The organism is Coleofasciculus sp. H7-2 (genome assembly GCF_042747725.1).
GTDB lineage: Bacteria > Cyanobacteriota > Cyanobacteriia > Cyanobacteriales > FACHB-T130 > FACHB-T130.
Genome location: NZ_JBHZGO010000013.1, coordinates 42177 through 55329, shown reverse-complemented (window position 1 = coordinate 55329; position 13153 = coordinate 42177). Strand labels below are relative to the sequence as shown.

Annotated in this window: 8 protein-coding genes; 7 read left to right on the top strand and 1 reads right to left on the bottom strand. The window is 44.4% G+C overall.

What is annotated here, in order from left to right; genetic code table 11:
- Nucleotides 1-105: 105 nt before the first annotated feature.
- The 7 genes from ACFW2W_RS02275 (at nucleotide 106) to ACFW2W_RS02245 (ending at nucleotide 10467) form a co-directional block, all read left to right on the top strand.
- Nucleotides 106-2247, top strand: a complete 2142-nt coding sequence (locus tag ACFW2W_RS02275; protein WP_378172769.1) for an EAL domain-containing protein — start codon at nucleotides 106-108, stop codon at nucleotides 2245-2247.
- A gap of 683 nt (nucleotides 2248-2930) precedes the next feature.
- Nucleotides 2931-4031 carry a patatin-like phospholipase family protein gene (locus ACFW2W_RS02270; RefSeq protein WP_378172766.1) on the top strand — a complete coding sequence of 367 codons (1101 nt, stop codon included), beginning with the start codon at nucleotides 2931-2933 and terminating at the stop codon, nucleotides 4029-4031.
- A 107-nt stretch (nucleotides 4032-4138) separates the two neighbouring features.
- Nucleotides 4139-4780 carry an SCP2 sterol-binding domain-containing protein gene (locus ACFW2W_RS02265; RefSeq protein ID WP_378172764.1) on the top strand — a complete coding sequence of 214 codons (642 nt, stop codon included), beginning with the start codon at nucleotides 4139-4141 and terminating at the stop codon, nucleotides 4778-4780.
- A 64-nt stretch (nucleotides 4781-4844) separates the two neighbouring features.
- The gene (locus ACFW2W_RS02260) at nucleotides 4845-6317 is read left to right on the top strand and encodes an interleukin-like EMT inducer domain-containing protein (protein ID WP_378172761.1); all 1473 of its coding nucleotides are present in this window, start codon (nucleotides 4845-4847) and stop codon (nucleotides 6315-6317) included.
- Nucleotides 6318-7137: 820 nt separating this feature from the next.
- Nucleotides 7138-9693, top strand: coding sequence for a THxN family PEP-CTERM protein (locus ACFW2W_RS02255; RefSeq protein ID WP_378172758.1), 2556 nt, complete (start codon nucleotides 7138-7140; stop codon nucleotides 9691-9693).
- Nucleotides 9694-9992: 299 nt separating this feature from the next.
- Complete coding sequence (locus ACFW2W_RS02250; RefSeq protein WP_378172756.1) at nucleotides 9993-10223, top strand: hypothetical protein; 231 nt, start codon at nucleotides 9993-9995, stop codon at nucleotides 10221-10223.
- Between the two features lie 61 nt (nucleotides 10224-10284).
- Nucleotides 10285-10467 carry a hypothetical protein gene (locus tag ACFW2W_RS02245; RefSeq protein ID WP_378172754.1) on the top strand — a complete coding sequence of 61 codons (183 nt, stop codon included), beginning with the start codon at nucleotides 10285-10287 and terminating at the stop codon, nucleotides 10465-10467.
- A 78-nt stretch (nucleotides 10468-10545) separates the two neighbouring features.
- On the opposite strand, the gene ACFW2W_RS02240 is transcribed toward ACFW2W_RS02245, so the two are convergent.
- Nucleotides 10546-12528, bottom strand: a complete 1983-nt coding sequence (locus tag ACFW2W_RS02240) for a lipoxygenase family protein (RefSeq protein WP_378172751.1) — start codon at nucleotides 12526-12528, stop codon at nucleotides 10546-10548.
- Nucleotides 12529-13153: the final 625 nt, after the last annotated feature.

The following is a 13153-nucleotide window of genomic DNA, read 5'->3' as shown; positions in this document are numbered from 1 at the left end:
GCGGAATCTTAAGAAATAATTAAGAATTAGTAGGAAAACCCTAGCTGAAAAAGTATGGAACTTATGCAGCTGCAACCTATCTCCCAGTCCCAGAGGATCAGGACGATGCAATGCGAAAAAATCGATAATGGTAGGAACGGTGGCTGTTCTAGCATGGATGTATCGCCACAGCATTGCCTCAGTTCATTGGGATTAGGTGATGAACAGCTGCTACGCGCCAGCGTTGGAAATGCACCGATTATCTTGTATGCCCTGGATAGCAATGGCATTTTTACGCTTTCTGAGGGCAAGGGGCTGGAGGCTGTCGGATTGAAAGCAGGTGAGGTCGTCGGAAAGTCGATCTTTGACCTTTACAAAGACCAGCCTGACATCTTAGCCAATATTCGCGACGTTTTGGCTGGAAAAGAGGCGACCTGGATTGCCCAGATGGGTAATCTGGTGTACGAAAACCGCACCACCCCCCTGCAAAATCAAACAGGTCAAGTGGTTGGTCTAGTGGGTGTGGCGATTGACATTACGGAACGCCAGCAAATAGAGGAAAGGTTACGGCAACTGGCGGCGGCGGTTGAATTTGCGGAAGATGCGATCGCTATCACTTCCACTGACTTAACTTTTCCCGGCCCAGAAATCGTCTTTGTCAATCGCGCGTTTACGAGAATGACCGGCTACACCCCAGAGGAAATCATCGGTGAATCACCGAGAATCTTGCAAGGGCCAAAAACCGATCGGACTCTCCTCGACCGACTGCGGCAAACTCTGACCGACGGGAAAGTATTTTATGGCGAAGCGATCAACTATCGCAAAGATGGCACGGAGTTTTACAACGAGTGGCACATCGAACCCATCAAAAATACACAAGATGAGATTACCCATTACCTAGCAATTCAACGCGATATTACCAAGCGCAAGCAAGTAGAGTCGCAATTATTCCATGCAGCCTATCACGATGCTCTAACAAGTTTGCCCAACCGAGCTTTTTTTATGGATCGGTTGCGACAAACCCTGGAACGGGCTAATCAGTGCCAGGATTATTTATTTGCTGTGCTGTTTTTGGATGTCGATCGATTTAAAGTGATTAACGATAGCCTGGGACACTTAGCGGGAGATCAATTGCTGGTAGCGATCGCTAAAATTTTACAGGCATCTATGCGCCCAGAAGATACGGTGGCGCGGTTGGGCGGAGACGAGTTTGCTATCGTGCTAGCAGATTTATCAGACCTGAGTCAAGTCACTCTCATTGCCAATCGATTGCAACAGCAACTGCGAAAACCATTGCAGATTGAGGGGCAAGAAGTGTTCAGCACCATCAGCATTGGCATTGCTTTGAGTATGCTGGGCTATGACCAGGCAGAAGACATCCTGCGCGATGCTGACATTGCCATGTATCGGGCAAAAGCACTGGGTAGGGCGCGGTATGCGGTGTTTAACAAGACTATGCACCACCAAGCGGTTGCCCGATTGCAGATGGAAACGGATCTGCGACACGTTCTGGAACGCCAGGAGTTACGGCTGCACTATCAGCCGATTGTATCGCTGGCAACAGGTCAGATTACTGGCTTTGAGGCGCTGGTGCGCTGGCAGCATCCCACACGCGGCTTAGTTTCCCCGGCTGAGTTTATCCCCGTGGCGGAAGAAACGGGACTGATTTTGCCGATAGGCGAGTGGGTACTGAGTGAGGCTTGCAGTCAGTTGCAACGCTGGCATTCAGCATTTCCGAATTACCGGGGACTGACAATGAGCGTAAATTTGTCTGGCAGGCAGTTTTTGCAACCCGATTTAATTGAGAAGATTGACCAGATTTTGCGGAAGACGGAGTGCGATCCCTACAGTTTAAAGCTAGAGATTACCGAAAGCGCGATCGCAGACAATGAAGATGCGATCGCTATGCTGGAATATCTAAGAGTGCTTGGCGTTGAGCTATCGATTGATGACTTCGGCACCGGCTATTCTTCTTTAAGCCGGTTGTATCATTTTCCTATTAATACCTTGAAGATTGACCGTTCTTTTATTAGTCGGATGGGCATCGGTGGCGAAAGTTTACCGATTGTCCGGGCAATTGTGACGCTAGCTAATAATTTGGGGATGGATGTCACCGCCGAGGGTATCGAAACGACTCAGCAGATGGAACAACTCCAGGCGATGGGATGCGAATCCGGGCAAGGATATTTGTTTTCTAAGCCAGTTGATAGCATGGCAGCTGAGACATTAATCGCCGCGTCATTTCGGTACGATCTTAGAGCGATATGAGCGATCGCTACTGGGCTAAGGTGTATAAAAAACTGGCTATTTTACATATTTGTTAATAAATTTGCACGCTGTCTTAATTTGTCACTAATGGAGACTTCACCTTATTTTCACTCAAAGTCCATTACTTCTGATTTTGTTAAGTAAATAGGCTGTTACTGCTTGAGCCGCATACTAAAGCAATAGACAGGTTATTAGTTAAAATATTTAGATTATTTTAATATTCTTACTTTTATAAGTAGGAAAAGTAGGATAAGAAGGAATAATAAGTAATAATTTGTTATGTTTCATTTTTCAGCATTTTATTGTGGTAATAATTAATTGTTAATTTACTCATTTCAGAGGGTGTACAATTAACAGCTATATTTGTTTTGCTGTAAACTTATAAACTGTGGTGACTTGATGCTATTTTTAGCATAAGTTGTCACGATGTTGTAAATGAAAAAAAGTGTTAACAAATCCCGCTCTTCAATCCTTGATGATAAACTTCAAGTACATAATTTGAATAGCATCATTTTCCATCTGAGGTCATTCGGCTGTACAGATGGTGCTATTCGTGTCAAGGGTTATGAAATGATTCATATGATTGACAAGGAATAAGTTCAGGGAATAGAAAAAGTGGGTACTGCCTATGTCGTTGCACTGGGCGGCAAGCGAATTGATTCACAACAAAGGAGAAATTGAGCATGGCTAAATTCCGAATTCTTTCGATTGACGGTGGTGGAATCAGAGGAATTATTCCTGGCACCATTTTATTAACACTAGAGCAAAAAATTATTCAACGAACGGGCAATGCTGATGCCAAAATTTCCGACTATTTCGACTTTATTGCTGGCACCAGTACTGGGGGGATTTTAAGCTGTCTTTATCTACTTCCCGGTCAGACTAGCGATCCGACTCAGCCTCGACCTCGAATTACTGCAAAATCCGCACTCGATATTTATCTGGAGAACGGCAACAGAGTTTTTGCTACAGATCGATATCAAAGACTGCGTTCCGGAGACGGTATTTTGGATGAAAAATATTCCGCTGCTAACCTAGAAAAGCTGATTTTAGACTATTGTCAAGATACAAAGTTAAGTCAACTTTTGAAGCCTTGTCTCATTACTTCTTACGACATTAAAAGAGGAAAACCGCAGTTTTTTACCCAGCACGATGCTCGTGAGTTGGGCGACAGCAATGATTTCTATGTAAAAGACGTGGCACGAGCGACATCGGCTGCCCCAACTTTCTTTGAGGTGACTAATACCCAATCGCTTTCTGGAGTAAGTTATCCTCTAGTGGATGGAGGCGTTTTTGCTAACAATCCCACCCTCTGTGCCTATGCGGAAGTTCACGCGAAATTCTTGAAGACTCCTAAAGGATTCGTTCAGAAAAAACATTTAAGTTCAAAAGGAGAGCAAGCAAAGGACGTAAGCGAGATTTCCGCGAAGGACTTACTAATTCTGTCTTTGGGGACTGGGCGAACTGCTCTCAATTACGAGTACAAACAAGCTAAAAATTGGGGAGCAGCTGAATGGGTGAGACCAGTCATCGATATCATGATGTTAGGAGTTTCCCAAACGGTTGATTATCAACTCCAACAAATTTACGACTGCATTAATCAACCGAAGAGTTATCTCAGAATCGACCCTCTTCTGCCCAAACCCAAAACAATGGTGCAAATGGATAATTCTACACCACAGAACGTGCAAGATTTGAAAGAACTTGGCGTTGAGACAGTTGAGCAAAACAGTGAAAAACTTGATGATTTCTTGGAATTGCTGCTTAAAGAAGCGCAAGGTTGATTAATCTCCGAGAAATCTGCTGGCGACTGCGGGGTATAGCTTTGTTTGAGAATGCCTCAGACTTAAGCCAGTAATGATTGTTCCAAGGCGATCGCTCTCATTTGAAAGTGCTAAGTTCTGAGTGGAAGCAAACAGACTTACATCACTTGATTGTGGGCGATCGCTCTGACTATATGAATTCGTTGATGGAAAATCAATCCTCAGAACACCACGCACAGTTGGCACAATGGCTGCACCGCTTGGTGGAAATCCTGCGAAGCCAAGGAGGCTCTACTTGGAGAGATTTTGTGCAAACGGTTTCGGAAAAAACTGCCGTAATTGACCTGGATGGAATTCAGTTGCGAGTGCGGGCGCATGGCGGCGAACAACTCCAAGTCAAAAGCGAATATCCAGTGGCACTGGAGTCAGTCAATTTTCGCAGCGAAGCCGAAACTCTCCGAGATGTAATTGCTGGCAGGTTGACCTTAGATGCAGCATTGGTTACTGACAAGCTTTATCTGCGGGGTAATTTACAAGACCTGCTTGGTATACACCAAATTGTGATGGGAATCTTAGCCGACAGTGCCATTAACCCGCAGTTGCGGCATTTGTGGGCAGAGTTCGATGAATTGTGGCTTCGTTCCCCTTCTTTACCGCCTTGCCTTTCTCTGGAACATCAGAGACCGTCCTACGGTGAGCTAATTCGCAGAGTGCCCGAAGATGTACTTAACATTCAAGTTTACCCAAAAGAAGAGAACCTAGCCGGGTAGACAATCGTCTATCCATCCCCTTCATCTGACAGTTTCCATCTTTAAACCAATAACAACGATAACTATGAGTAAAACAACCATCACGATCAAAGTCTCTTCAGCGGGTGCCAGATGCGGAAACTCTGCCAGCATTACCGTCAACGACACGGAAATCGGGTTTGGTAATTATACTCGCGGACTCAACGTGGCAGTCTTCGACCAAGCCACAGGTCAAGTCATTTCTGGTGCCACATTCGATACCTTTATCGCTGGGAATGCCGATAGCTTTGCTTACTTCATCGACACGCTGGTGATTGGTCAAATCGTGGCGATCGCTGTACTTGATGACGCCAGTGCTTCTTTATTCTCAGACCCGGCGATCGCAGAACGTGTTAATAAAGCCTTAGAATCAATCGGCAGCATTAAATACCCTAACCTGCAATTTCAAAACTCCTGGGCACTGATTGGGCAAAAAGGAACTCAACCGGGAAGTGCCGCCGAAGAAGTGTCTGGCAACTCAGCTGTAAGCGTAACTCGTGCCTTTGAAGTAGAACCAATCAACACTCCTCGCCTTGGGGTAGGGGCTACCTCAGTTAGTTCGCTGCATCAAGGTGAAGTAGAAATTACTCTCAACGGCACCAATATTTCCCTTGAGGGAGGGTATCAACCAGGACTGAACGTGGCAGTGTTTGATGAAGCCAAAGGCACTTTATTAACAAGTCACGCCTTTGATGTAGCGGAGAATGCAACGGCGGCGGATGCTTTTGTGCAACTAATTAGTAGTTTGCCTACTGGGCGGATAGTTGCTGTTGTTATGAAAGGAGAAAGCAACAACCCGATTCCAGATTCAGTTAAGAAGGCCTGTGCCACTTTAGGCTCTCTCAAAGTCTACTATCTCTACCACAAAGGAATCTGGGCAATGGTGGGGGCGAAAGGCAAAAGCGTGGGGTCAGCCATTGAAAACCTGGACAATGGCTCTCAGTTTTATGCAGGCGATTATGCTTTCCTGATTGGGACTGGAGTGTCTGTGCGTTCTTGGGAAGTTCTAGAAGTAACGGTTCCAACACCCACGCCGACTCCGACTCCTACTCCCACGGCGACTCCGACAGCACCTGCACAGGATGTCCCACGACCTAGAATAGACTACTACCTCGTTGCCAAACACAGCGGTAAAGTTTTAGATGTGGCAGGTGCTAGCACTAGGAATGCAGCCAATGTCATCCAATTTGAAAATCGAGGAAATGACAACCAAAAATGGCAGTTACAGGAGGCGGGAGATGGCTATTACTACCTCGTTTCCAAACACAGCGGTAAAATTTTAGATGTGGCAGGTGCTAGCACTGAGAATGCAGCCAATGTCATCCAGTTTGAAAATCGAGGAAATGACAACCAAAAATGGCAGTTACAGGAGGCGGGAGATGGCTATTACTACCTCGTTTCCAAACACAGCGGCAAAGTCTTAAATGTGGCAGATAATAGCACTGAGAATGCAGCCAATGTCATCCAGTTTGAAAATCGAGGAAATGACAACCAAAAATGGAGATTTAAGCTGGTGTAGTTAAGTTTTCAGCCCAGGCATAAATAAAGAGCTTATAATTGCCCATTTGATATTTTGCATCAACCTAATAGTCCGCCAGAAACCTTAGATGGCTGCAAGATGTGTGCCTAACTACTATCAATGTTAAATCTACAGTTTTTGTCTCTCGTTTCACCTTCTAAGTATATGAGCCGAAATCAATGTAACAAATACCTAACGCCCAGTCCCCTTCCCTACAAGATAGAGGGGAGAATTACCATCACTTTGTAAGGAAGAAGTTAGGAAAGAGGTTTTATGTTTAATTGTGTCTAGCTCTTTAACAACACAAGAAACACAGCCAGAGATGGAATCAAAAACGAAGTCGAATTCTTTGCTATCTTTTATGCACGAGCGCTACAATAAATTAAAAAATACCTTCAACTATCACATCTATTTGTGCAATATCTAAGATTTGGAAAAAAATTACCAATATTGTTTTGCAGGTTTTGTTGACTACAGACACAACAAAGATGAGTGAGATGTTTTTTGCTAAGTTACTTCAGTCTAGTTTGACTACTCAGTATTTTCGCTCAATCAGTCTCTTTGAACACAACCGCCAGTTGAAATTTTTAAACACTTTATAAACGCCAGCAAGTCGGGACAAAAATATATAAATAATTGCTTTGCTTAGGTTTTCGTTTTTCGATTTTTGTTAAGAAAAGTTTTTCCTAATTTTAAACTCATTAACTAATCATTAAGAGGAGCCAAAAACATGAATGTGGTATATCTGTTAGGTGTTTGCTGTATAATTTTTTTTACAATACGCAAAAGCAATTCTAATCAAGATCAAGGAGTACAGCTTGTGGCTAATGTGAAAACTTCTGGTATTTGGGCAAATGTAACTGGAGAAGCGAATGCATCTGCTGGTAATCTAAATGGTGTTGGCACAAACCAAATTATTTGGGGAACTCCTTATCTCCCTAAGAATCCCGAAGGTAAGCAAAGTGCCTATCGCTTCGATGGGGTAGATTCTAAGCCTTTACCCCTAGATGGTACAGACTTTTTATTAGGAACATTTACCCACGTCAATTACCGAATTCAAGGCTCTAGCATTCTTTCAGCTAATTTAAAGTTAACTTTGGAGATTGAAGGGGGCTTAAAAAAAGAGTTTAACTTCATATTCAACCACAATGAGACACCCAATGATGGTGTTAATGGTACCTGTCCGGCGACACCTGGATATAATCCCCCTTGTCCAGATATAGTCTCAGTTCCCACTCTACAATCACACGAAACTGTAACAGTTGACGGTAAGGAGTACGCTCTGTCTATTACTGGGTTTCTCCAAGACAGTAAGGTGGTTAATCAATTTATCACCCAAGAAGATCGGGATAACAGCGCCCAACTGTATGGGAAGTTAGTGGAAGCGAAACCACCAGTAGAACCCCGTCCGCCAGTAACAGTGGAACCCCGTCCGCAAGTAACGGTGCAACCCCCAGCGCCAGTAGCGGTGCAACCCCGTCCGCAAGTAACCGTGGAACCCCGTCCGCAAGTAACGGTGGAATCATTAGTACCGCAATACGTAATAATACCGCAACCAGGGGGATTCCAACAACCAGGCTTCATGCAGCCGGGACAATCTTTCGTCTATGTAATCGGACAACCAGGCTTCATGCAGCCAGGACAATCTTTCGTCTATGTAATCGGACAACCAGGCTTCGCTATCGGCGGACAACCAGGCGGCTTCTTTCCTGGACAACCAGGCTTCGCTATCGGCGGACAACCAGGCGGCTTCTTTCCTGGACAATCCGGTGGCTACATCCCCGGACAACCCGGTGGCTACATCCCCGGACAAGGCTCAATCGTGATCCAAGGACAACCAGGTGGTTTCATCCCTGGACAACCAGGTGGCTACATCCCTGGACAACCCGGTGGTTTCATCCCTGGACAACCAGGTGGTTTCATCCCCGGACAACCAGGTGGTTTCATCCCCGGACAAGGCTCAATCGTGATCCAAGGACAACCAGGCGGCTACATCCCCGGACAAGGCCCCACTGTAATCCAAGGACAACCAGGCGGCTACATCCCCGGACAACCCGGTGGTTTCATCCCTGGACAACCAGGTGGCTTCATCCCTGGACAACCAGGCGGCTACATCCCCGGACAAGGCCCCACTGTAATCCCCGGACAACCAGGCGGCTACATCCCCGGACAACCCGGTGGTTTCATCCCTGGACAACCAGGTGGCTTCATCCCTGGACAACCAGGCGGCTACATCCCCGGACAAGGCCCCACCGTAATCCCCGGACAACCAGGCGGCTACATCCCCGGACAAGGCCCTACCGTAATCCCCGGACAACCAGGCGGCTACATCCCCGGACAAGGTCCCACCGTAATCCAAGGACAACCAGGCGGCTACATCCCCGGACAACCCGGTGGCTACATCCCCGGACAACCAGGCGGCTACATCCCCGGACAACCAGGCGGCTACATCCCCGGACAAGGTCCCACCGTAATCCAAGGACAACCCGGTGGCTACATCCCCGGACAAGGTCCTACCGTAATCCAAGGACAACCAGGCGGCTACATCCCCGGACAAGGTCAAGGTCCCACTGTGGTGCCGGGACAAGCTGGTGGCTACATCCCCGGACAAGGCCCTACCGTAATCCAAGGACAACCCGGTGGCTACATCCCCGGACAAGGCCCCACTGTAATCCAAGGACAACCCGGTGGCTACATCCCCGGACAAGGCCCCACTGTGGTGCCGGGACAAGCTGGTGTCATTCAACAAATGGCATCATTAGTAATAACCCTAACCACTTCTGGTATTTGGTCAAGTGTTGTTGAAGAAGCATCTGGTTTTAGTTACCTAAATGGTGTTGGCACAAACCAAATTAGTTGGGGTATCCCCTACAATACACAAGGTTTCCAAAGTGGTTACCGCTTCGATAGTTCAGGTACTACGTATTTACCCTTTAATGGCTCTTACTTTGCCTTAGGGGCATTTACGCATTACAATTACCCAATTTCCGGATACAGCATCCGTTCGGCTAATTTGAAGTTAACCCTGAATATTAATGGGACGAATGTAGAGTTTAACTTCCTGTTCAGCCACAATGAAACACAGAATGAGGGTGTTAATGGCGTTTGTCCTGTGACCCCCGGATATGCTCCGCCGTGTCCAGATGTCATCGCAATTGCCAACGTACAATCCCAAGAGAGTGTAATGATTAATGGGAAGCAGTACGTTCTATATATTTTAGGATTTCTCCAAAACGGTCAGATTGTTAATCAGTTCATCACCTTTGAAAATCAGCTAAACAGCGCCCAATTGTTTGGTCAATTAGTGGAAGCCCAATCACCAGTTGCAAGGCCAATAGCAGTGAACGAAAATCCAAATCTGAGATCCTACAGATAAGATAGACAAGCTGTAGCTAAACCTTTTTTGGGGGTGGGCATTGCCCACCCTTTATGTTAGATGGGTGCTGCCTATATCTTCTAATTAGAAAACCAACAGTGGTAGCTGGTGCAGAAACTCCAATCTGCCTACCTCTAGGATAAAGAGCGCTTTGGTTGCATTGTCGCCAGACATAACCGAAGATAAAAGTAAATAGTCTTTCAAGAATTAAGCCACAAAATCATTTTCTTACTGCAAAATATTGGATTATCTACTGCCGTCAAAATAGACTGAGTTTATTTTTCAATTCTCATAAATCTATGGTTTTTAAAATTTTCCATGCCAAGAAAGTCAATCAGTATAAATATATACCAGATCCAAACCCGGTATTTCCATTCTGCAATGTTCCTGATTTCCTGAATGAACCACTGTATGAATGTCTTCTTAAATACAGCGAAACTTATGGTGATGTAACTTTATTTTGGATATTTTCTCAACCAAATATTCTCATCACTAGTCCAGAGCTTCTGGAAAAGGTGCTGGTGACTTAACATGAATGATTATTACAAATAAGTCCCCAGGGATGCGGGAAAACCAGCATTGCGTAGCGATATGTTTATTTCCAACGGTGCTGATGACTGGGTTTGGAAACGCCAGGAGCATCAATTTTCTCAGAGCAATCGGGATGCACAATTTGATCGCCTCCTACCGGAACAGTGGCGATCGCTACTATTTAGCCTTGAGCCAATACTTCTCGGAGCGAGCCGCCTAACCCACCGACAGAATTACTTATAGGGAATAGGGAAAGGGGAGTTAAATTCTCCCCTTTCCTGCAACGACAGATATTAACCGAAAAGTATTGAGCCACAATCCTTAAATGTTGATCAGCGACCTGATGTTATTGGCATCATAACCAAGTTCTGCAAAGTCTTTCCTGTGACCCAACAAAATTGTTCTCAATTCTTCTGGAATATCTCCGTCTTCATTCTTGAGGATATATCCATACTTAGTTGCGGTTAATACGTTAGCTAGGTAAAGCAGTTCAATCGCTTCAGATATAGGGGGAGCGATCGCTGGATCGTCCTCACTACCAAAGCTGCCATTACGCATTCCCAGCGAGCTATAAGCAATTTCTCCTCCATCGTCAGCTTGACCATCGTTGACCCATGAGTGCCATAGAGTGAGGTGGAAAATCACATAACGGCAGAACTGCTTCAAGTTTTCAATATCAACGACGTTCGGCTGGTCGGATTGAGTAATGGGTCTGACAGCTTTTAAGACTCCATTAACTTTGTACCTGGGAAGAGCTGGTTTGTCCAGTTCGTTGACATCGTACCATTCGTAGTCATCGGTACCTGCTTTTGGGTTGTTTTCTTTAGCAGGTTCATAAGCAACGCTGTGTTCTACTATGTCATCAGATAAACAGCGAATCTCTACCCATTCTTTGACGATTTCATCGTAATGTTTCTCAAAGAAAACATCAGTATACTCGGTTAAAATGTTCCAATAGAGATTGGCAACCTTAGCATAGGTGTGTGAATCTGTTAATGGCTGACGAGGTTTCCAACCCTTCCAGTCCAGCTTCGACATCACTTCATGGCATATCTGATTAATGGAATTGTTGGTTAAAGGTCCGGCGCTGGTGACGTAGCCTATCTCTGATACCAGAACCGTGTCAGCTCGCTGATTGATGTTGATCACGCTCTTGACATGGGGAATCAGCATCAAGCGTACAGGATTTTTTCTCAAATTGCGGAAGGCAGCAATAGTATATTGCTCCATCTGCAAATGACCTTTTATATAATGCTCTATTAACTCCGCAGCGAATAAGTAATTTGTTCGGAAAATTCGCTTAGCCTGGAGCCACTTTTCCCCGTCGTTTGGAGTATAAGTTACTGACTCTTTTAGTGGAGAAAAAGGAGCGAAAGAATCGGGATATCGGCTTTGGACAGTGATGGCAGTAGGGAGCATTTTGCCATCTTTCACCTCAAAAATTGCTTCTACGTTGTTGAGGTCGTGAACTTTATCTTTTTCGTATGCATCCCAATTGAAAGTCATTTTATATTGATTGGGATTATTTTTATTGCGCTTGAGCAGGCAGGGATTCATGCCATTCAAAACCCGCAATCCGAAGTATTCATCGCTTCTGGTGTAGCCGGGATTTTTTTGTTCTAGCTGTAGTGTTAAGTTAGGTGGATAAACAGTTTGAAGTTCTGCTAGGGATGGCTTATTTGGGTTCAGAGTGTTTTCTAAAAGTTGCTTTACTTTTATAGGTGTAAAAACATTTGCTGCTTCGTATCCTTTGAGTTTGCGACCGATAGCATCCTCATCAGGACTACCTTCTAGCTCCGTGAATAACACCCGTGGAAATGGCGAAGATGGCTTATAAACCCAGTAGGGAACTGTACAGGTGCCAAAGTCGTACACTTGCTGCGTAACGTTGTCTTGCCCTTTAATTATGTAAGCTACCTTTCTGGAAAGAACCAGCTCGTTATTAGCGTTGAAACCAGAGCGTATTTCTATAAGTCTTAATTCCAAATCGGGAACATCTTTGAAACCAGCAGTGGAACCAGCATTTTCTGGATCGTAGTAAATCTCAAACTTACCATCTTTGTCGGTAATTCCTTTTCCCAAGTAGTCATCCGGCTTGCCGATATCTCGATCCCACAGCTCTACTTCTATGTTATGCAAAGGCTTATTATTGTCGGCGAATACCAACTGACCTACAGCTTTATGCAACGAGGATTGTTGTTTTTCTGTCTTTTTCTGAGCTTTTTGTTTTCCTACTGACGTGTTGAGTAGCTTGATCATCGCCAGCTTAAATACTTCTTTGATAAGTGTGGTGGTCTTTGTCATATTTATGATCCTGATAAAGGTTGATTATCTGTTTAATCCGATTTGGCTTTACAAAAGTTCTTTTCCAATAGGTTCCAAGCTGGGAATATTGTTTGCGAACTTCCCCCATTGTAGCCTTCTGGCTGGGGGTAGGTATTACTTGTAAAGCTTTAGTTGCTCAATGGATTAAGGATATCTCACTTGGGATAGATTTGCTCTGCTGAAGTTGATGCATATAAATACTATAAATTTTTTGATAAATTTAGGAAAATTTACTTAATTTTAATTTTTACTTAACTTTACATTTTTTGATACCCGTACATAGCAAATATAAAATTTACTTATTTTTACAATGTGACAGAAAAAGAATAACTATAAACACATACTGATTTTCAGATATCTGCTTATTGCATCCTGTTCCCTCCGTAACGCTATGATGCCTTGAGCTAAACCAAAAATTATTCCTTCAAGCCATATTAACAACAAGACGGCTAAAGTATAATTTTTAAACCAGTAGGAAAAGTAGGTTAATAGAATTTTGTGTGGAAAAATTTATTAAATTTTTGTCAAGAAGTAGTAGGATTATAATCCTAGCACTTTAAAGAATTTTTAAAGCGACACAAATATAAAATCCCAAATTTAAAGT